The organism is Streptococcus infantis (assembly GCF_047465035.1).
GTDB classification, from domain to species: Bacteria; Bacillota; Bacilli; order Lactobacillales; family Streptococcaceae; genus Streptococcus; species Streptococcus infantis_T.
Genome location: NZ_JASHAQ010000013.1, coordinates 41,451 through 63,058, shown reverse-complemented (window position 1 = coordinate 63,058; position 21,608 = coordinate 41,451). Strand labels below are relative to the sequence as shown.

17 protein-coding genes are annotated in these 21,608 nt (G+C 38.1%); all 17 read right to left on the bottom strand.

From position 1 onward, the window contains the following. The coding region (locus QM406_RS07085) for a lectin-like domain-containing protein (RefSeq protein ID WP_414273805.1) at window positions 1–4,797 on the bottom strand (4,797 nt) is incomplete at its 3' end. 787 nt (window positions 4,798–5,584) lie between these two features. After that, window positions 5,585–8,377 carry an isoleucine--tRNA ligase gene (gene ileS / locus QM406_RS07080; protein ID WP_414273804.1) on the bottom strand — a complete coding sequence of 931 codons (2,793 nt, stop codon included), beginning with the start codon at window positions 8,375–8,377 and terminating at the stop codon, window positions 5,585–5,587. A 274-nt stretch (window positions 8,378–8,651) separates the two neighbouring features. Then, on the bottom strand, window positions 8,652–9,410 hold the full coding sequence (locus QM406_RS07075) for a DivIVA domain-containing protein (RefSeq protein WP_414273803.1): 759 nt from the start codon (window positions 9,408–9,410) through the stop codon (window positions 8,652–8,654). A gap of 9 nt (window positions 9,411–9,419) precedes the next feature. Beyond that, a complete protein-coding gene (locus tag QM406_RS07070; protein ID WP_414273802.1) occupies window positions 9,420–10,205 on the bottom strand; it encodes an RNA-binding protein in 786 nt (261 codons plus the stop codon). Then, entirely contained in the window at window positions 10,202–10,465 is a 264-nt protein-coding gene (locus tag QM406_RS07065; protein WP_248035607.1) for a YggT family protein, read from the bottom strand. The genes QM406_RS07070 and QM406_RS07065 overlap by 4 nt, the downstream gene beginning before the upstream one ends. Beyond that, window positions 10,465–11,016, bottom strand: a complete 552-nt coding sequence (locus QM406_RS07060) for a cell division protein SepF (protein ID WP_414273801.1) — start codon at window positions 11,014–11,016, stop codon at window positions 10,465–10,467. The genes QM406_RS07065 and QM406_RS07060 overlap by 1 nt, the downstream gene beginning before the upstream one ends. A gap of 9 nt (window positions 11,017–11,025) precedes the next feature. Further along, complete coding sequence (locus QM406_RS07055) at window positions 11,026–11,697, bottom strand: YggS family pyridoxal phosphate-dependent enzyme (protein WP_414273800.1); 672 nt, start codon at window positions 11,695–11,697, stop codon at window positions 11,026–11,028. 5 nt (window positions 11,698–11,702) lie between these two features. Further along, a complete protein-coding gene (gene ftsZ, locus QM406_RS07050) occupies window positions 11,703–12,959 on the bottom strand; it encodes a cell division protein FtsZ (protein ID WP_311522921.1) in 1,257 nt (418 codons plus the stop codon). A gap of 17 nt (window positions 12,960–12,976) precedes the next feature. Further along, window positions 12,977–14,350: a cell division protein FtsA gene (gene ftsA / locus QM406_RS07045; protein ID WP_414273799.1), complete on the bottom strand. Its 1,374-nt coding sequence runs from the start codon at window positions 14,348–14,350 to the stop codon at window positions 12,977–12,979. Window positions 14,351–14,954: 604 nt separating this feature from the next. Then, entirely contained in the window at window positions 14,955–15,593 is a 639-nt protein-coding gene (locus tag QM406_RS07040; protein ID WP_075231294.1) for a DUF1919 domain-containing protein, read from the bottom strand. Window positions 15,594–15,827: 234 nt separating this feature from the next. After that, the gene (gene rfbD / locus QM406_RS07035; protein WP_075231293.1) at window positions 15,828–16,679 is read right to left on the bottom strand and encodes a dTDP-4-dehydrorhamnose reductase; all 852 of its coding nucleotides are present in this window, start codon (window positions 16,677–16,679) and stop codon (window positions 15,828–15,830) included. Window positions 16,680–16,745: 66 nt separating this feature from the next. Continuing rightward, window positions 16,746–17,795 (bottom strand): dTDP-glucose 4,6-dehydratase, encoded by a 1,050-nt coding sequence (gene rfbB / locus QM406_RS07030; RefSeq protein WP_075231292.1) that lies wholly within the window; start codon window positions 17,793–17,795, stop codon window positions 16,746–16,748. A gap of 65 nt (window positions 17,796–17,860) precedes the next feature. Beyond that, complete coding sequence (locus QM406_RS07025) at window positions 17,861–19,186, bottom strand: hypothetical protein (protein WP_153225225.1); 1,326 nt, start codon at window positions 19,184–19,186, stop codon at window positions 17,861–17,863. Between the two features lie 3 nt (window positions 19,187–19,189). Beyond that, window positions 19,190–19,783: a dTDP-4-dehydrorhamnose 3,5-epimerase family protein gene (locus tag QM406_RS07020; RefSeq protein ID WP_414273798.1), complete on the bottom strand. Its 594-nt coding sequence runs from the start codon at window positions 19,781–19,783 to the stop codon at window positions 19,190–19,192. After that, window positions 19,784–20,653, bottom strand: a complete 870-nt coding sequence (gene rfbA / locus QM406_RS07015; protein ID WP_153225227.1) for a glucose-1-phosphate thymidylyltransferase RfbA — start codon at window positions 20,651–20,653, stop codon at window positions 19,784–19,786. Window positions 20,654–20,854: 201 nt separating this feature from the next. After that, window positions 20,855–21,412, bottom strand: a complete 558-nt coding sequence (locus QM406_RS07010) for a GNAT family N-acetyltransferase (protein ID WP_414269605.1) — start codon at window positions 21,410–21,412, stop codon at window positions 20,855–20,857. Then, entirely contained in the window at window positions 21,413–21,586 is a 174-nt protein-coding gene (locus tag QM406_RS07005) for a hypothetical protein (protein ID WP_194251832.1), read from the bottom strand. Between the last annotated feature and the right edge of the window lie 22 nt (window positions 21,587–21,608).

Sequence of the window (21,608 nt, the reverse complement as noted above, 5' to 3'; positions counted from 1 at the left end):
CTTAGTTGCTGTTGGGTTAGCGTCTTCTACTGCTTTCTTAACGGCATCTTTTTCTGGTTGAGTTAAGGCTGATGTGTTTTGAACTGGTGTCTTAGCTGCTGGTTCTTGAACGCCCTTAGAATCTGCTTCCTTAACAGTCTTATCGCCTGTTAGGGTTGCTGTTGTTCCATCTGGGAACGTTACAGTTGCTGATCCATCGTTTCCTACTTCAACCTTAGTTGCTGTTGGGTTAGCGTCTTCTACTGCTTTCTTAACGGCATCTTTTTCTGGTTGAGTTAAGGCTGATGTGTTTTGAACTGGTGTCTTAGCTGCTGGTTCTTGAACGCCCTTAGAATCTGCTGCTTTAACAGTTTGTGCTGGTGTCAATTTAGCTGTTGACCCATTTGAGTAAGTTAATGTTGTTGAACCATCATTTCCAACTACTACTGTTGTCGCATCTGGGTTCTTTGTTCTTACTGCTGCTTCTACAGCTTGTTTTTCTGGTGTAGTTAAGGCTGACGTATTCTTAACTGGTGTTACTGTAGGTGCAGTTGGTTTAATTGTAAATACTGAGTCTGCACTTAGAGTATCTGTACTTCCATCCTTATAAGTAACCTTAACATTCGTACCATCTAAAGTAACACTTCCGATCTTGTCACTGAATGTTGGATTGGCATCTTTAACAGCTTTTTCAATAGCACTTGCTTCTGGAACAGTGTTTGATGTAATAGGTGTTGATGGAGCTACTGCAGTATACTTGAATGTTTGTGGTTTCCAAACAAAGCGAATACGTCCAAGAGCACCTTTATCCATGTTTGCACCAACATGCTCGTATGAGGTGTTACCTGCTGCGTCTTCTGCAAATAGATAACGTGTCATACCAGTTCCATCAGTGTAAGATCCATTTGGAATATTTGCTGTTAATTTAATAATAGCTGGATTTGTTTCTGTAGCTGTTGTTTCTGAACCAAATCTATTTGCTTTTAAATATAAAGCACTTTTCGTTTTACCATTTAAATATCCAGTATCTTCTGTTCCTAAACCTGTACGATTATCTTGAGCAAATACTAAATACGCTTTAGAAATTTTCCCTGAGTTATCAGTAATTTTTAGTTCTATATTATTTTCTTCACCAGAATACACATAAATTACTTGATTCTCAGCATCATCGTAAGGAATGTTGAGAACTGGACGAACTGTTTCTTTTACAGTAACTTTAGTTGGAGTTGATGTATTATTTGCAGCATCTGTTGCTGTAACACTAATTTGATCATCAGCATTCAAAGCTGGAACTGTGATTGAAAACACACCATTGTCACCTGCTTTTGCAGAGGCTTTTTGTCCATTTGGAAGCGTCACTTCTACGGTTGAGCCTTCTTCAGCTGTACCAGTAATACTAGTAGCACCTGCCTTAACTGCATTTACAGTTGGTGCTACTGGAGGTGTAACGTCTGCCTGACTGACAGTTTGTGCTGGGGTCAATTTAGCTGTCGAACCATTTGAGTAGGTTAGTGTTGTTGTACCATCTGTACCTACTTCAACCTTAGTTGCACTTGGATTCGCTGTTTCTACAGCTTTCTTAACGGCATCTTTTTCTGGTTGTTCCAGGCTTGATGGATTTTTAACTGGTGTTACTGTAGGTGCAGTTGGTTCAATTGTGAATACTGAGTTTGCTGGAATAACATCTGTACTTCCATCTTTGTAGGTCACTTTAACATTAGTACCATCTAAGGTAACACTTCCAATCTTGTCACTGAACGTTGGATTGGCATCTTTAACAGCTTTTTCAATAGCACTCGCTTCTGGAACAGTGTTTGATGTAATTGGTGTTGATGGCGCTTGTGCGTTATATTTGAACGTTTGCGGTTTCCAAACAAAACGGATACGGCCAGGTGCGCCTGTATCTCCTGCAGCCCCTACGTTATCATAGTTTGTATTTCCTGCTAAATCTTCAGCATAAATATAACGAGTCATTCCTGTACCATCTGTGTAAGATCCATTTGGAATATTTGCTGTTAATTTGATGATAGCAGGATTTGCTTCAGTAGCTGTTGTTTCTGAACCAAATCTATTTGCTTTTAAGTATAAAGCACTTTTCGTTTTACCATTTAGGTATCCAGCATCTTCTGTTCCTAAACCTGTACGATTGTCTTGAGCAAATACTAAATATGCTTTAGAAATTTTACCTGAGTTATCAGTGATTTTTAGTTCTATATTATTTTCTTCACCAGAATATAAATAGATAATTTGGTTAGCTTTATCGTCGTATGGAATAGTTACCACAGGACGAACATTCTCTTTTACAATTACAGTTGTAGCATCTGATTTGTTATTTGCAGCATCCGTTGCTGTAACACTAATTTGATCATCAACACTCAAAGCTGGAACTGTGATTGAAAACTCACCATTGTCACCTGCTTTTGCAGAGGCTTTTTGTCCATTTGGAAGCGTTACTTCTACGGTTGAGCCTGCTTCTGCTGTACCTGTAATGGCAGTAGCGCCTGCCTTAACTGGGTTTACAGTTGGAGCTGCTGGTGGTGTTGTATCTGCTGGTTTTGCTTCTACATTAATTTCTTTCCAACCAACAGGACTTGTGTATTTATCTTCTTTAATGTTTGAAACTACCTTAGCCTTACCTGGTTGGATTTGCTCTTTCATTTCAAGGACAATAGTATCAAAGAAACCATCAGTAGAGTATGACTTAACAACTGCTTTTGATTCGTCTTTTGAAGTCCATGCCCCTGGAATTGAATCGCGTTTAATAGCGACTTCACTTCTAGCGTTACCAGCTTTAGGATAATCAAAGTAAGTAATTCCCGCATCATGTGGTACTTTCAAAGTTACTGTTGTAGTTTCTGCAACAAGACTTTGTTTATCAGAAGAAGATTCAGATGGTTGAACAACTGATTCACCAAGTCCAACTTTAACCTCTGTTTCAGCACTTTCTTCACCATTGATCGTTTGGGTAACTGTCAATGTATCTCTTGGAACCAACTGATCTTGCTCAGTGATATTACTGTTTACACCACTTGGAAGAGTTGCAGACCAAGAACCATCCTCAGCAACAGTCACATTATCAACAATTGTTTTACCAGCAGCAGCAATTTTGATTGTTGCGCCTTTTTTACCAATTCCTGAGATGGTATTGTCTGTTGACTTGATACCTGGCTCAGTCATAACACCGCCAACTTGTAATGTTGGAGTGACAGTAGGTCCAGCTGGTGCAAATACATAAGTCAACAACTGCCCACCTGGAGTTAGGGTAACGGTATTGTTTCCTTCGTTATATGAAGGTGCTTTGCTTGCATCGATTCTCTTTAATTTATAACCTTTAGCTTCGACTGCTGCAATTTTGCTGTCTTGGGTGCTAAGGTTAATAACCTCATTTTCATCACCTGGAATCGCACTACTTGCTTCGATTTCATTACCTTTTGCATCAACAAATTTCATGTGGACGATTTGTGGCGCTGTAAACTCAAATTTTTCAATCTGAACGCGTTGCAAGTTAGTACCAGAACCTGTACTTCCTAAGAACGAAAGGGCAAAGGTTGGATTACCAGTAGTCAAGGCACGCTTAGCATCAAATGTCATGATGCTAGTGTTAGCGTTTTTTAAGTTTGTTGTCCAAGTTTGTGAGCCATAAGTTACTGTAAAGTTTTTTTCTTTATCGTATTCAATTTTAAAGTCTACCCATTGGCCACTAGGAGCTGGATTTAGAGCTTTTGCTGCTGAGCTACTTGTCGTTACCTTACCAGCATTATTTGATGAGTAGAATGAACCGAAGGCATTACTTTCCCATGCTCTCCCACCATATTGTGGATCGGCTGATGCATTTTGGTTGGCATTTGGGTTAGAAGTGTTGTGCCATGAGTCTAGTTTGAAACCAAAGGCATTTTTGATAGTACCCATACCAATAGAGGCTCCAGATTGACCAATAGTATTTACCTTACCTGTATGGAAGACGAAACCAACTCCATCACCACCTGGTCGGCCATCTGCATCAGTTTTGCCTTCGTATTTATTACCAATATCGACCTTACCAGTGAAGGTAAAAGGTTGTCCAGAGTCAATTTTAAACCGAAGGTAAGCACTACCAACTTGACCTGATACGTCATCTGTCAACTTAATAGTACCTGTTGATTTATCATAGGATGCAGTTCCGCCTTCTTGGAAGAAACTTTCAAAGTTATCTTTGGTTACGATAGCACGAGCAAGGTTAGTTTCATCAATTGAACGTGTTGTACCTTCAGCAACAGCACGTTTGCTTCTGACTTTAGGAGTTGCTGAAGATTCTGTAGTTGCTTCAGATGTTGTTTCAACTGTTGTCTCAGCTGCTTCAGTAACTTCCTTCACACTTGCCACAGCTTGATTCATGCGTTCAAGGCTTTGGTTGATTTGATCTTGGCTTGCTGAACCGTTCGCAACTAGTGCTTCTGCTTCTGCAATTGCAGCTTCTACCTCAGCTTTAACTGAAGCTTCTTGACCATCCAAGTTTTTAGCTTTAGCTTGTGTCAAAACAGCTTCTAGTTGAGATTTGTCAGCTGAAACGACAGTTGTTGCTGAATTTGCTTCTACTGCTTCAGTCGCAACTGGGCTAGTTGCAGCTGGTGCCGCATAGGTCGTCGCCTCTGCAGTAGGTTCATTTTGTGTTGCTGAATTTGTAGCTTCTGTCTTAGCTTCTACACTGTCAGCGTGAACCGTTGGAGTAGCTAGTGTAGCTCCAACCGCAAAGACTAGCGAACAACCAAACAAGAAATGTTTTCCTTTTTTGATCATACGCCAATTCTTTTGTTCTGCATTTTTACGATTAAAACACATATTTATTTCTCCTTTTGTGTTTATGTAGTATTATAAATACAATTTTATTATAATCTTTTTACTTAAATAAATCAAATTTATTCTTTAGATTTCTTTCAGTTTATTACATTCCAAATATATACATATAAGTTTTTATAATATCTAAATACAGTTTTTCTCTATTTTGTTAGTTTTTTTCTTAAAAACTTGATGTTCTTTTAAAATCAAAAAGAGCAGAAATTTTAACTACACAAACATATATATTTTATGTTTTGTTAGAAACTCTTCCTTATCCTCCTAGAATACGTTGATTAGCTGCTAGAATTCCAAATTTACACACGGACTTAGATATTTCTTAAGCAGCCTGCTAACAAAAAGTGCAATTTTATTTTATAGTGTAATGAAATCAAATCTGAACAAATTGACTAGATAAATCAGATCGATTTTTATCCATGTTTTAGAAGCAACAGTGTACTATTCAATATTCAATCTACTATAACGGAGTATGAAAATATAGTGGATTGAAATAAGATATGAACAAATCGATTAGGAAAGTCAAAATAATTTTTAAAAATGTTTTAGAATTCGTAGCGTACTATTCTAAGTTCAATCTACTATAGAATCCATAGCCTACTATTCTGGATTCAATCCACTGTACAAAAAAGATACATGGTAAAAATAGTATTACAAGAAAAAACGCATACTATCAAGACTTTAAAAGTCTTGATAGTATGCGTTTAATGTTGGAGAGCGCTATTGGCCTTTCTTTTCAAATCAACCTTTGGACTACCCTCGCCATTTTTTACTTTTATTTTACTTCAAATCCTTCTGCGACTGCATCCGCAAAGTTTTCTTCTACGATACTTGCACAGTGGTCACAGATGGTTGCGTGGTAGCAACGTTCTGCTGTACTTGGATCAATACGGCGGCAACGATCACAAACTTCACCTGCAGCGCGTTCAACTGTAAAGGCTACATCTTCAAAGGCTACTGCACCTTCTGGAACTGGTCCTTCTGCGATAGTCAATTCTGAGACGATCAAGAGTTGAGCAACATTACTGTTAACCGCACCAAGAAGGGTTTGTACCACTTCATTTGGATAAACTGTCAAGTGAGCTTCAAGGGATTTACCGATGACTTTGGCATTACGAGCTTCTTCCAAGGCTTTTTGAGCTTGTCCACGGAACTCCATGAAGGCTGCCCATGTATCCAAGATTTCCTCTTGGTTAGCAAAAGTTTGAGCTTCTGGCAATTCTGACAATTGGACAAAGTCTTCAGCTTCAAACTCAAGATATGACCAGATTTCTTCCGCAGTGTGAGGAAGGATTGGAGTCAAAAGTTTGGTGATTTTTACAAGGATATCATAGAAGACAGTTTGCATTTGACGGCGTTCCAATGATTTGGCACCTTCGATGTAAACAACATCTTTGGCAAAATCAAGGTAGAAGGCAGACAAATCAACGTTGATAAAGTTCACTAGGGCTTTATAGATTGTCAAGAATTCAAAGTTTGCATAAGCGTCACGAATGGTCTTAACAAGTTGGTTAAAGCGGATGGTCATGTACTTATCAACTGAACGAAGTTCTTCGTAAGAAACTGTATCCTCAGCTGGATTAAAGTCAGATGTATTGGCAATCAAGAAACGAAGAGTGTTACGGATCTTACGGTAAGTTTCAGAAACTTGGCTCAAGATGTCCATAGAGATACGCACGTCATTGCTTGAGTCAACACTGGTTACCCAGAGACGCAAAATTTCAGCACCAAATTGTTTCTCAACATCGCTTGGAGCAATGGTATTTCCAAGAGATTTAGACATCTTCTCACCTTTACCATCCAACGCAAAACCTTGTGACAAGATTTGTTTGTATGGTGCCACACCATGGTTAGCTACAGATGTGATGAGTGATGAGTTGAACCAACCACGGTATTGGTCAGAACCTTCAAGGTAGAGGTCGGCTGGGTATTTGAGTTCTGGACGGTTAACCACGACCCCATTCCATGATGAACCTGAGTCGAACCAAACGTCCATGATATCTGTTTCTTTCTTGAACTCGCCATTTGGTGAACCTGGATGTGTAAATCCTTCTGGCAAGAGGTCTTTAGCATCACGTTCCCACCAGATGATTGAACCATGCTCTTCAAAAAGTTGAGCTACATGTTCAATCGTTTCAGCTGTCATGATTGGTGTGCCGTCTTCTGCGTAGAAGATTGGAAGAGGAACTCCCCAAGCACGTTGACGAGAGATGACCCAGTCACCACGGTCACGGATCATGTTGTAAAGACGGACTTTACCCCATTCTGAATGGAATTTCACTTTTTCGATTTCATCTAAAATATCTTGACGGAATTTTGATACTGAAGCAAACCATTGTGGAACTGCACGCCAGATGATTGGTTTTTTCGTACGCCAGTCAAATGGGTATGAGTGAGAGATTTCTTCTTGAGCAAGAAGGAGGTTGCCTAGTTTCTCGATAACAGTTGGAACCACCTTGTCATAGAATTGACCTTCGAACTCAGCGCCAGCATTAGCCATCATGATTCCGCGTTCGTTAACTGTCACAGCAACCTCAAGACCATTAGCAATACCAACATTGTAGTCGTCTTCACCGAAACCTGGGGCTGTATGGACAATACCTGTACCAGAGTCAGTTGTAACGTGGTCACCAAGGATAACGAGTTCATCTACTGCAGTATCCCATGGGTGTTCTGTCACGATATGGTTCAATTCTTGACCACGATAAGTCGCCAAAACTTGAACATCAGCCCAGCCAAATTTCTCAGACAAGCTAGTCAACAATTCTGCAGCAACCACAAACTTACGAGTTTCACCAGCAGGTTGAACCAAAACGTAATCAATATCTGCACCAACCGTCAAACCACGAGAAGCTGTGATAGTAAATGGAGTAGTTGTCCAGACAACGATATAAGTATCTGTATCTAGAACACCTTTGCCATCTTTAACCTTATTGGCATAGTACAGTGATGTTGAAACCAAGTCATGATATTCAATCTCCGCTTCAGCAAGAGCTGACTCAGATGACCAAGACCAGTAAACTGGCTTGGCACCACGGTAGATGTAGCCCTTGTTAGCCATCTCACCGAAGACACGGATTTGGGCTGCTTCATAGTCAGGAGTCAAAGTCACATATGGATTTTCCCAGTCACCAGAAACACCCAAACGCTTGAAGTCTTCGCGTTGTTTATCTACTTGAGAAAGAGCGTATTCACGGCAAAGTTTCAAGTACTCAACCAAGTCCATCTCTTTGCGTTTGACACCTTGTTTTGCCAAAACTTGCTCGATTGGCAATCCATGTGTATCCCAACCAGGGATGTATGGCGCATAGAATCCTGACATAGACTTAGAACGAACAATGATATCTTTTGAAATCTTGTTCATAGCATGCCCAACGTGGATATTTCCGTTAGCGTATGGAGGCCCATCATGCAAGACAAAATGCGGTTTCCCTTCATTTAATTCTTGACGACGTTGGTAGAGTTTTGCTTCTTCCCACTCTTTTTGCCATACTGGCTCTTTGGTTGGAAGTCCTGCACGCATAGGGAAATCTGTTTTCCCTAGATTTAAAGTTTCTTTGAGTTTCATGATATCTCCTTTATGATATAGACAAAATAAAAACCACGATTCGCTAAAAAGGACGAAAATCGTGGTACCACCTTTGTTCGGAAAAAGAACTAGTCTTTCTCCCTCTTTTCCCGTAACGTGGGCAACGTCAAATCCTACTAACTTCAGACTTGATAACTTGAGAGGATAATCTAATCAACAGGGATTGTAGGACTTTCACCATCTCCTACTCGCTGGAAATATGTTTGATTAGATTTTGTTCTCAGATTTTACAATTATAAATGTTGAGAAATTGTTATTCTGAATTCTCTTTAGACTCAGAACTCATTTCATTATTTACTAACGAAGATAAGTCAGATAAAGTTGATTCATCCTGTGCTTCCATCAATTCACGATTAGTTGCTTCTATACGTGCTTGGAGCTCAGCAACCTCTTCAGGTGAAAACTGACGAGTCAAATCATTGGCTTCCTCCTCATGAAATGCTGAAATATTTTCCCCCAAAGCCTCTCTAACCACCTCTTTAAAGACTTCATCACTAGTTTGTAAATAAGTTGCTGTTGGACGTAAAATTTCTTCCCAATCAGATGAATCAACGATGGCCAATTGACTTTCAATTGTAGATTTCAAGCGTTGATGGAAGACGCGACTCTTATTCTTCAGTTCTTCTGTCTCAATCGCAACCTTCTTAGCATTATCAGTTGCTTGACGTAAAATTTCATTTGCCTTGTACTTAGCTTCATCAAGCAAACGTTGTGATTCCTGTTCAGCATGATGAATGATATTATGAGAGCGTTCAGTAGCTGCTTGTTTAACTCGCTCAGCAGTATCTTGAGCAATTAAAACAGACTGACTCAATGAATCTTTCATCTCATCAAAATAAGACAAACGCTCTTCTAAATTTCTAATTTGTTGCTCTTTATCATGGTTACTTCGAACCAATGTTTCATAGTCTCGAACTACAATATCGAGAAATTCATCAACTTCTTCAGGATCAAAACCTCTAAACTTAGTACTAAAGCTTTTATCCTTAATCTCTAACGATGTAATTGGCATATTTTCCCCTCACTTACTTAATAATAATTGTATTGTCAATTTCTTCTTATCCCTTTTTGTCTGACCATTTTCTCTCAGAACACTAATTCTTCCAAAACGTCTGACACTTACTAAATCACCAATCTTAACTTGATAATCGGATTTTTCAACCAGATGGTAATTTACCTGAACATATTTTCTTTCTAATAAATCAGCTGTCTGAGAGCGAGACAATTTCAGAACATTTGACAAGAAAGCATCCAAGCGCATACTCGGAACTAAAACTTCCTTTTCCTGATAATCACTCTCGGCTTCTACCAATTCTTCAAAGGATTTGACTTCAAGTTTGACAGGCAATCGAGCAATCTTTTGAATCCCATCTTGAAAGAGAGAAGTGAATTTCCGGTCCACAATGATTTGAGCTCTATTTTCCGTTACCAATATATCACCAAACAACTTGCGATCGATTCCCAGACGATTCAGAACAGTTCCTAAAATCTTGGAATGAGTCAATTGGTCAAACTTACTAGAATAAACAATCTCAAGCAATTCCATTTCAAAATCCGTCAAAGTCGGTATGAAATAATCTGGTGCAAGTAGTACACGACTATACTCGCTAGCTACAAAATCATTGCTAGAAAAAACTTGAATCCCTTGATGATTGCCCAATGTCTTTAAAATAAAGGCCTGATGGGGGTTGATAAAAGGAGTTAAGATGGGAGCGTAGTGCTCTTCAACCTGCCTAAGCCACTCCAAACCTTTATCAATAAAAGGAATATCCTCGACTGAAAAATGCTGATAGATATCTTTTCTCATGCTAGTATTAAAAGAAAACGGATCAGATAGTTTCCAAGTAAATGAACTAAAACGACAGCCACCCAAACTGAAAAATCTAAACCACCAATACTTAGCGGCAGACGTCTCAAGGGTTGAAGAATCGGTTTGACTAAATTAGTCAACAAACGACCTGCTCTAGTCTCATAGGCATTTGGAAACCAGGATAAGAGAGCAAACGCTACAAGTATCATAGAATAGATATCTGTAGCGTTTTGAATAAAGCGAACTAGAAATATCATTATCTCACTCGTTTTCTCTTCATATCGAAATCAAACTCTTCACCATGAGTTCCCTCAGGCAAACGAATATCTTCGATGTTAACCACAACTCCTACTGGTGTCAAAAGGTACATGGTATTTGCAACCTTTCTTAATTCACCAGCAAGTACATGACGAGCTCCATCTAAATAGTCTAGACAACGACGCGCTTGTACTTCAGTCATGTATTGGAAATCGATTAAAATACTTTCATTACCTGCTAGTAAATCAACGATATCCGTTGCATCTTCGTAGCGACGAGGATAACGAACATCAATGGTTACCTTTTCTGTACTACGATGACTCTTCATCGCTAATTCTTGCTGACGAGCATGAAGGCGCGTAATATTTTTTTCCTTTGAATTCACTTGTGAAGGCTGAGGAAGTTGTTGAGCTTGTGGAAGTTCTTCCATGGGGGCAGAAACTGATGTTAGCGTTTTTTCAGGCTTTAATTCAGCAACGTTTGGTGCCATTTCTTCTCCATCTTCAGTGAAATAATCTATAAACTTTTCAAATTTATTTTTTAGTGACATGGTTATTTCCTACTTAAAAAATGCTGTGCCGATTCGAACGAAAGTTGAACCACATTGAATCGCTTCTTTGAAGTCACGACTCATTCCCATACTGAGTTCTGTCATCGGCATATTTGGGAGATATTTCCCCTGAATGGTTTTTTGCAATTCTTGCGTTTCTTTAAATATCTCTAGTAATTCTTGACTAGTTGCATCAAATGGAGCCATGGTCATCAGTCCCACATACTCAATCTGGTCTAATTCTGAAAGTTCTGGTAAGAGGGCTAACAATTCTTCTTTCGAAAAACCGTGCTTGCTCTCTTCCTTAGAAATATTTACTTGCAAAAAGCACTTAATCTTGTGGTCTGCTCGTTTTTGAATTTCCTGAGCTAGCTTTAAGGAATCTAAAGCATGAAAATAATCCACATAAGAAATCACTTCCTTGACTTTACGTCTCTGTAAGGTTCCAATCAAATGCCAGGTAAGATTCTTATCACTTAGAGCATGATACTTGTCAAGAAATTTATCAACACGGTTCTCACCAATGTGTTGCACTCCTTGCGAAACCAAAGCTGAGGCTGTTTCAACATCTACATATTTGGTCACCGCAATCACAGAAACCGAGTCGTTTTCACGACCAGCTTCCTGAACTGCATTCGATATCTGTTGAAAAACAAGGTTCGTATTTTCTTTTAAATTCATCTTCATTAACGATTTTTAAAGAATGGTGGTGTTTCCAACTCATCTTCATCCGTAGCTGCTGGAACTTCAAAACGTTCCACTGGAGAAACAACTGGCTCTCCTTGACGAACGATAGCATCGCGTCTCAAGTCCCAGTCACCAAAAGCTGATGTCTTTGGAGCTTCTTGACGGCGATAACTTGGAGTTGGAATTTCTGCTGTATCAGCCATATCAAAATTACGATCAAAAGTTTGCGTATGACTAGTTCGAGCAGGTTCACGGTGTGTTGCTTGGCGCGGTTGAGGAGTTACAACTTTCTCAACTTTATCCTGACGTACTCCTGTCGCAACAACCGTCACGCGGATTTCGTCTTTCATTGTCTCATCAATAGATGTTCCAAGCCAGATGTTAACTCCATGCCCAGCTGCTTGGTTAACAATCTCTGATGCTTCTTCAGCTTCAATCAAAGTCAAGTCCAAACCACCAGTTACGTTAACAATCACATCTTCTGCTCCATCGATAGTTGTTTCAAGAAGTGGTGAGTAGATTGCTTTACGAGCAGCTTCTACAACACGTTCTTCACCGCTACCGATACCAATTCCCATAAGGGCGTTACCTTTATTGGCCATAACAGTCTTAACGTCTGCAAAGTCCAAGTTAATCAAACCAGGATTTGTAATCAAATCTGTAATCCCTTGCACACCTTGACGAAGAACGTTATCTGCTTCACTCAATGCTTCAAGAAGTGGAGTCTTCTTGTCAACGATTTCTAGCAAGTTGTTGTTTGAGATAATCAAGAGTGTATCAACATGCTCACGAAGTTCGTTAATCCCTTCGATAGCAAATTGTCCACGTTTGCTTCCTTCAAAACCAAATGGACGAGTGACAACACCTACTGTCAAAGCACCAAGACTTTTTGCAATACGAGCGATAACTGGTGCAGCACCTGTACCAGAACCTCCACCCATACCAGCAGTGATGAAGACCATATCAGCACCGCTGATTGCTTCTGTCAATACTTCTTCGCTTTCTTCCGCAGCTTTACGACCAACTTCAGGTTGACCTCCTGCACCAAGTCCGCGAGTCAATTTAGGGCCGAGCTGGATAACTGTCTCAGCTTTTGTACTGCTCAAAGCTTGTACATCTGTGTTGGCTGCGATAAATTCAACGCCAGAAACGCCTTCGTCAACCATACGGTTGATGGCATTTCCACCACCACCGCCGACACCGATTACTTTAATTACTGCACCTTGTGCTGCTGCTGTATCAAATGAAAATGTCATATTTATATTCCTCTATTTTATTCGTCAAACATGCTTCCAATCAAGCTACGGAAACGATCCGTTAATTTACCTTTGCTCTTTTCTTCCGATTGAAGAGGAGCTACTGGTTCAACAGATTGAGTTGTTTCAGGCTCAGGTGTTGTCACTGTATTAAATACTGGTCGTGGAGAAACAGGTGAAACTGGTTGAGCTGAATTTATAAAGTCAAGTGACTGGTGGCTTAAAGTATGTTCTCCTCGAATTGCTCGCTGAGCTAGAACATTCACTTCAGTAAGGCTTCCAGCGAATTCTGACAAGCTAATGACATGGGCAAAAGCAGGATTGCGGATCCCAACTTGATTTGGTACGAATAACTTAACACGGACTCCAAATACTTCTTGAGCCAATTCAACGACACCTGGAAGGAGGGCATTTCCACCAATCAAAGCAATACCTCCTGGCAAGTCTAATAGGTGACGTCTTTCCAAATCTTGCTTAATTTGCTCAAAAATGTGCTTAAGTCTTGCCGAAATAATCTCAGCCAAGTATTCTTCGGTCACTTCAACTGGTTCAACTTCACCGATCACTTCAACTTGGAAAGTTTCTTTGCTTGCTAGCGGTGGATAAGCTTCACCATAGTTCAATTTTAGACCTTCTGCAATTTTCTTAGAAGTCTTGAGAACTTTTGAAATGTCTTTTGTGACATAATCGCCACCCTCTTGGTTGACATTTGTATATTGAAGTTCTTGGTTGCGAATAGTGGCAACAGTCGTTTGGCCACCACCCATGTCGATAACAGTCGCACCAAACTCACGTTCACCTTCATTCAAGACAGAGTGAACCATTGCAAGAGGTGAAATAATCACGTTATCAACTTGAATGCCTACACGCTCTACAGTTTTACGAAGATTATGGAGAATCGTACGTGGACCAGTGTACAAGAGACCGCGCATTTCCAAACGCACACCCATCATTCCGCGAGGATCACGAATTCCTTGGAATCCATCTACGACAAATTCCTCTGGAATAAAGGTGATAACTTCACGATCAGGAGTCATACTTTTAGTCAAAGCTGATTTAACCACATTTTCAACATCTTGATCTGTAATTTCTCTTGTATCTGATGTCACCGGAATCATGCCTTGAGTTGGCTCAACTTGTAGCAAATTAGCTGGCAAACCAACATTTACAGACTTGATTGAAATTCCTGCTTTTTCTTCTGCTTGAGAAATTGCAGACTTAATAGCAGTCGCTGCTGCTTCAATGTCAACGATAATCCCATCTTTGACACCTTTACTTTTGGCATTGCTTACGCCAATTACATTCACTTCACCATTTACAAGCTCTGCAACCAACACTTTAATAGAGCTAGTTCCAATATCTAAGCCTGTAAAAAAACCATTCCTAGTCATTACACTGCGTCCTCTCTATCTTACCAGTTTCACACTTCTATTTTTAATAGCTACACCAAGGCATAACTACTCACAGAATATTATAACACAAAAAATACATTCGTGCTCGAATTTTCTAACATTTAACCAAGCTTTTTCTTGAATTTTTATAATTATCCGACGATTTCATCGGTGGGTAAATAAAAAGAAAACGGCTGGGCAAACGCCCCCTTAAAATAAGAAAACGCATAATATCAGATGTTCAAAAAACTTGATACTATGCGTTTTATAACGGAAAGATTTACTCAATTTTATCTTCAAATTGAGTTTTTAGCTCCTCCGACTTTTATTTGAAAAAAACAGTAAAAAAGCGCAAAAAATCACTTCTTGTTCTATACTATAATTGAATTGAATTTTTTTATTTTGGGCGTTAGAACTGTTTCCTCAGTCCTAGCGCCTTTTCTGTTTGATAAGTCTGCTTGATGGAGAGTAGTTTGTAAATGATTCTAAGAATCTTATGGGTGCAAGCAATGACGGATTTCATCTTATTTTGTCATGAGTTAGCAGGATCTGCCTGCTTAGAGTTTTATTAATCAAAATTTCATATTTTATTTCAAAAATATCCCTATTTTCTATTTAATTGTATTATTCCTTCATTAAAAAATTTAATATAATCAAAAAGATCAATATCTCTTTTTCCTACCAGTATATTTCTATATCCTAGTAGACTTTTCACTTGTATTTTACCATTAATTGTTTCATTAGCTTTTGGAATATGTATGGCAGACTTTATTTCTGGCATCTCCTTACTTACGAACACAACTTTATTTTTATAGGATAATTTATCAAATTCCAATATATCTTCATATGTACATCCATCCCGCTCTATCATGAAAATAAATAAATTGTCCAAATTTACTCTTCTCTTTCTTTCATTCCATTTATCTTTTAATTCTGAAAAATTTTTATAATGTAAACCATGTATCTCTATATCATTACATAAAGCGATAGGATAATCACCTGACCATTCTTTTTCCGCTAGTGGTTGCTCAAAATAGTAAGTCAAATTCTTACAAAACTTAACAAATGAGCTGGGTTCGATAAACAAGTTCACTGTTGGAGACATAAATTTAAGCCCTAATTTATGACTTATTACACCTCCAAGACAGTTAGAGCTTATTATCGTGAAGTCAGAATTTTTTAAATCTAATCTTTTCTTCTTAATCATATTAAATTCTAATGCTTTTAAAAAATATTTTATCATACTATTCTTCCCTCCATACTGATGAACTTGAATACCTTCCTCTTCACGGGTATAGATATTACCCGCGATGTGATTCCTTTTTCAATGACTTTTACTTTTTGCCTTTTAAGGTCGCTTCATGGACAAACACTGCACCAAAAAAGGCCCACACCTACAACAGATAATCGTACATCTTAAGCTCCTTTGGAGTTCATTATCTGCCTCTTTTATTAGACTAGAAAATCATTCTATTGCTTATCTCACTTCTTGTTTATAAAATTCTTTCAAGGCATCTTGCCAAGTTGGGATGACAAATCCTGTAGATTTGGCTTTGGCCAGACTCATCGTTGAGTTTAGGGGACGTTTAGCTTTTGCTGGAAATTGACTGGAATCTACTGGCTTGATTTCCACATCTGTATCTTTCAAAATTTCAACTGCAAAATCATACCAAGTTGTGTCTTCTGTAGCATCATTTGACAAATGATAATAACCAAATTCCTTACGGTTTTCAGCTAGGTAGGTCATGAATTCAGCCAAGGTACGAGTCCAAGTCGGACGACCGTGCTGATCATTTACAACTGTTAAAGTCTTATGAGTTTTTGCAAGATTTTGCATGGTAAAAACGAAGTTTTTGCCATAATTTCCAAATACCCATGCAGTACGGATAATATAGAAATTAGACACATACTTCTCAACTAATTCTTCTCCCATACGCTTAGTACGACCATATTCCGTTTGAGGATCTGGTTTGTCATCCACTTCCCACTCTTGTCCAACTGGTTTCTTACCGTCAAATACATAATCTGTAGAGATGTAGACTAGAGTTGCACCATGCTTTTCGGATGCTTTGGCGACATTTTCTGTCCCCGTAACATTGATGGCAAAGTCCAACTCTTTTCCTTCATCCTCAGCTGCATCAACAGCTGTGTAGGCTGCACAATGGTAAACTAAAGTCGGTTTCACCTCTTCAAAAACTTTCTCCACCATTGCTGCATCGGTAATGTCCATCTCAGCCACATCTACGGCAACGTATTCTTCATTACGCTCATCTAATAAATAACGAAGTTCCGTTCCTAATTGGCCATTTGCCCCTGTAATTAAAATCATTTTTCTTCCTTTCAACTGATTCACAATTCTTCGGTATAGCAATAAAAAGCAGAAAGTTTCTGCCTTTTATTTTTCAAGAACCTCTTGTGTTTTAGCGTAGTTGGCTTCAACAGCTTCTTTTTCTCCCTGCCACCACTCTTGGTTATCTTTGTACCATTGAATGGTTTCTTTGAGACCTTGTTCGAAGTTGGTGAATTCTGGTTTCCAGCCCAACTCATCACGGAGCTTGCTTGCGTCAATTGCATAACGAAGGTCATGTCCTGCACGGTCAGTCACATGATCATAGGCATCGGCAGGTTGTCCCATTTCCTTAAGGATAAGTTCCAAAACTTCCTTGTTGTTCTTCTCGCCATCAGCACCAATCAAGTAGGTTTCACCGATTTGCCCTTTTGTCAAGATTGTCCAAACTCCTGAAGAGTGGTCATTGGTATGAATCCAGTCACGAACGTTCTTACCTTCACCGTACAATTTTGGTTTAATTCCACTTAGAATGTTGGTAATCTGACGTGGGATAAATTTTTCAATATGTTGATAAGGACCGTAGTTATTTGAACAGTTAGAAATCGTTGCCTTGACTCCAAATGATCGTACCCAGGCTTTGACAATCAAGTCTGAAGCTGCCTTAGTTGATGAGTAAGGAGAGCTTGGATTGTATTTGGTATCAGCGGTAAATTTCTCACCTGGACCTTCACCATGACCTGGCAAATCCTCACGTAGAGGAAGGTCTCCATAAACTTCATCTGTAGACACATGGTGGAAACGAATATTATATTTACGAGCTGCTTCCAAAAGAGTATAGGTTCCGATGAAGTTGGTATGGATAAATGGTGATGGATCATTGAGTGAATTATCATTGTGACTCTCAGCGGCATAGTGAACAATAGCATCTGCTTGAGCTGCCAACTTGTCTACCAACTCTGCATCCGCAATGTCCCCAACAACTAACTCAACACGATCACCTAAAATTTCCTCAATATTAGCGCGGTTCCCAGCATAAGTCAATTTGTCTAATACTGTCACATGAACATCTGGAAAATTCTTGTAAACATAGTGGACAAAGTTGGAACCGATAAAACCAGCTCCACCTGTCACGATAATTTTTTTGTATTCAGTCATATTAAAACTTCCTTTAGTTAGATAGTATTTCTTGATAACGATTTTTACAAGAATGATTTAGTTGTCTATAATTTCAGTTGTGTTTCAAAATCATGATAGTCGAATCCCTGTTCTTTCATTTTACTAATGAGAATACGATTGTCCTCTGAATCTCTATCTCTACCGTAAATTTGATTGTTTAACTTTCTAATTTGAGCATACTCAAAATAATCCTCTTCCTTAAAGTCATTTAAATAAGGTAAAATAAACTTTTCCATAATTCTATTCGCATCATCAAATCCTAGCCAATCAGGAACATATTTTTCTAGTATTTTTAATAAAAATTTATTAAATACTTCAATAATTCCTTTTTCTTTACAAATAAAATTAAAGAGTTTAATTTGGTCGGACGATATCCCGCCTAAATCTTTTATATTATCATCAGACATAATCATCTCTATATACTCTGATATACTATCCTTGGTATACCATAGAAAAAGATAATGATTGATTCCTTTAAACTTTTTCTCTATTCTTCCCTGAACATCTGAGTGTAGATATTGGTAATAATCTGGATAAAAGTTTAAAAATAAGATAAATTTATTGATAGGAATATCTAAATCAATTATATCTTTAATCTTATCTGACTTTAGTTTACCCTCAATAAAATCTTTAAAAAGTGCTTCATCTTGTTCTAAAACTTTGATTATAACGAATAGATTTAAAAAATTATTTTCCAACTCTTCATTATTCTTTTCAAAAGTCAACGTCCAAACATTTTTAAAGAATTTCTTTTTTAGTGGCATACTCATTCGTGAATAAAAACGATTATAAAAGTAATTATATTCATAATTATTATCTTTACTATCCTCATAAAAATTACGAATGTTAAAATGCGATTTTTTTTGTTCAAAAGACTCAAAAACTCTTTCAAGACCACGAGACATAAAATGTGCCGATTTAGTTAGTAAAGTTTCATAAATTTCCTTTATAAATCCAAGTGTTAATTCTCTTGTAGGTTGATAAATTTGTTGTTCTTTATCAAATGACGGATGAGCGCTCAAATTTCTTTTTAATTTTACTGCTTGAATAGTCGACCACAAATTATCATCAACAATTTCGAAATCCGTACTCTCATGCAATTTACCTAATAAAAAATTTTCCCATGAACTCTTATCATCAGAAGAATTTATTTTTTTATAAACTTCTTCCAATAGTTGCTTAGCATTTGAATCCTCATATTCATCTCGTAATTCTTCGAGTTTATACGTTAAATCATAAAGTATAACTGTATATAGAACAAGGATAGCGGCACGATAATTATGATTCTCATAACAACTGATTACTTCACTAAAATAACTTCTAATTTCTAAATTTTCAATCTGATTAATATCGAATAACGAATACTTCATATTTTACAAATCTTCTTTTTTCAAAGGTTTTACATCCTTAAGTAGTGGATGATTTTTATCAGCTTCTGAAACCTCTGCTTCTGCAAGATTTTCCCATTCAATGCCAAGGCTTGGGTCAGCGTAGTTCACAAAGGCATACTTAGGTTTGAGCTCGAGAGCCCAGTAGTCATTGACCAGATAACTATAAGAAACTGTATCTGATAGGACTTGGAAACCATTGGCCACACCTCTAGGAACAAAGATTCCCTTACTTACATCAATGACTGTCTGATAGGTATTCCCAAAGGTTTCACCCTCGCGTAGATCAACCCAAGAACCCAGAACTTTCCCTCCATCTGCTACAGAGATGTACTTATCCCAAGGCTCTGCGTGGAGGCCTCGAAGGACATTTTTACGTGAGAAAGATACATTGTTTTGCAATTTTCCTTCTGCAAAGAAAGACTCTGGAAATCCAAGTGGAAGCATTTTTTCCTTTTGGAAATTTTCTTTAAACCAGCCACGATTATCTCCATGAACGGGAATATCGAACTCCAACATACCTGGAATTGCATCAACCTTACGTGCTGCAAGTGCCTTGCCGAAAAAATTATCTGTCATCTATGCTTCTCCAATCAAACGGAGCAGATACTGCCCGTATTCATTTTTCTTAAGTGGTTGGGCTAAGGTCAATACATCTTCGCGACTGATATAACCCATACGGTAAGCAATTTCTTCCAAGTTCGCCACCTGAACATTTTGCATTCGTTGAACTGTCTCGATGTACTGTGACGCCTCTAGCAAACTTTCATGAGTGCCAGTATCCAACCAAGCAAAGCCACGTCCCATAACCTCAACCGATAAATCTCCACGATCTAGGTAAGCCTTGTTGACATCTGTAATTTCCAATTCACCACGCGGGCTTGGTTTTATATTTTTGGCAATTTCTACCACATCATTATCGTAGAAATAGAGACCTGTAACTGCATAATTGGAACGAGGATGCTCTGGCTTTTCTTCGATAGAAATAGCGTTCATATCCTTGTCAAACTCAACAACGCCAAAGCGTTCTGGATCCTTCACATGATAGCCAAACACAGTTGCTCCTGACTCCTTACTAGCTGCCTTTTGTAGCATCTTCGAAAGGCCAGGACCATGATAGATATTGTCACCTAAGATCAGAGCAACACTATCATCGCCAATAAACTCTTCCCCAATGATAAAGGCTTGTGCCAAACCATCTGGACTCGGTTGCTCTGCATAAGAAAGTTTAATCCCAAACTCAGAGCCATCTTGCAAAAGTTCTTTGAAACGAGGCAAATCTTGAGGAGTTGAGATAATCAAAATATCCCTAATCCCAGCCAACATCAATGTTGAAAGTGGGTAGTAAATCATCGGTTTATCATAAACCGGCATCAGTTGTTTTGATGCAGCTCGAGTCAACGGATATAAACGTGTCCCCGAACCACCCGCGAGAATAATACCTTTCATAGTAGGGTACCTTTCTTTGTTGTTTTAGAGTCAATTACTATTAGTTGTGTACTGCTCTAAAAGGAAAATAATCATCACATTTTTTCAAATTATTATCTAAAAATTACAGAAAATTTCTTCTTTATCCATAAAAAATTCACTTATTTCATAGTACATTTAGTATAAAATGAAATAAGTGAATTCTACTTTGTTTATATACAATTAAAAGTCATTTCCTAACGATGTCTCAAATAACTGTGTAAGAGGCATAATTTCACCATTTCTTAGTTTTTCAATACTAAAATACATAGTAACTGGTTTTCCATTATAAATCGCCATCTCTCTAGGATCAATGAAACCCAGTTTTTCATAGAATTCTACAGCATCCTCTAAAGCATGAACTCTTACCCCTTTTATTGGTAACCAACAGTCAATAGTTAAAGATAATCGAAGTGCAAAGGTCACCAAAAGCGAACCAATCCCTCTTTTCTGGCAATCCTTGTGAACACCAAGATAGTCTATACTAATTCCCATCTCTTTACCCTGAGCGATGAAAGAAAATGATACTAGTCTACAAGAAATAAAACCTAGTAATTCAAAATTTTGATTTACAATAGCTAACACATGGCCTGATTCTTCATCGTATTTGTTGTAAATATCCAAAAAAACATCATTCAATTCTTGATATCCACAATCAAAAGCTCTAACATCCTCATCATTTAAAATAGATGATGAAGTACTTATTAATTTCAATTCATCAATAGAATCCAAAACAGGCAATTAGTGCGTCTCCTTACTAAACACTTTCAAACGTTTACTTTTCTCATTCAGTCGTCGTAATCTACGACTCACATCATCAGATAAGTCATACTCACCATTTAAAATAGATAAAATATGTTGTTTTTCTTCATCAGTCTTCTCTTCAGTAAGTACATCTTTAAAAATTACTGCCATTATTCTCACCTCACTTCGATGG

Coding starts and splice junctions, on each gene's coding strand:
- QM406_RS07020 (WP_414273798.1), bottom strand. CDS start 19,783: ATGACAGATAATTTTTTCGGCAAGGCACTTGCAGCACGTAAGGTTGAT.
- QM406_RS07070 (WP_414273802.1), bottom strand. CDS start 10,205: ATGAGAAAAGATATCTATCAGCATTTTTCAGTCGAGGATATTCCTTTT.
- QM406_RS07060 (WP_414273801.1), bottom strand. CDS start 11,016: ATGTCACTAAAAAATAAATTTGAAAAGTTTATAGATTATTTCACTGAA.
- rfbA (WP_153225227.1), bottom strand. CDS start 20,653: ATGAAAGGTATTATTCTCGCGGGTGGTTCGGGGACACGTTTATATCCG.
- QM406_RS07075 (WP_414273803.1), bottom strand. CDS start 9,410: ATGCCAATTACATCGTTAGAGATTAAGGATAAAAGCTTTAGTACTAAG.
- QM406_RS07005 (WP_194251832.1), bottom strand. CDS start 21,586: ATGGCAGTAATTTTTAAAGATGTACTTACTGAAGAGAAGACTGATGAA.
- ileS (WP_414273804.1), bottom strand. CDS start 8,377: ATGAAACTCAAAGAAACTTTAAATCTAGGGAAAACAGATTTCCCTATG.
- QM406_RS07055 (WP_414273800.1), bottom strand. CDS start 11,697: ATGAATTTAAAAGAAAATACGAACCTTGTTTTTCAACAGATATCGAAT.
- QM406_RS07065 (WP_248035607.1), bottom strand. CDS start 10,465: ATGATATTTCTAGTTCGCTTTATTCAAAACGCTACAGATATCTATTCT.
- QM406_RS07040 (WP_075231294.1), bottom strand. CDS start 15,593: ATGATAAAATATTTTTTAAAAGCATTAGAATTTAATATGATTAAGAAG.
- QM406_RS07025 (WP_153225225.1), bottom strand. CDS start 19,186: ATGAAGTATTCGTTATTCGATATTAATCAGATTGAAAATTTAGAAATT.
- rfbD (WP_075231293.1), bottom strand. CDS start 16,679: ATGATTTTAATTACAGGGGCAAATGGCCAATTAGGAACGGAACTTCGT.
- ftsA (WP_414273799.1), bottom strand. CDS start 14,350: ATGACTAGGAATGGTTTTTTTACAGGCTTAGATATTGGAACTAGCTCT.
- ftsZ (WP_311522921.1), bottom strand. CDS start 12,959: ATGACATTTTCATTTGATACAGCAGCAGCACAAGGTGCAGTAATTAAA.
- rfbB (WP_075231292.1), bottom strand. CDS start 17,795: ATGACTGAATACAAAAAAATTATCGTGACAGGTGGAGCTGGTTTTATC.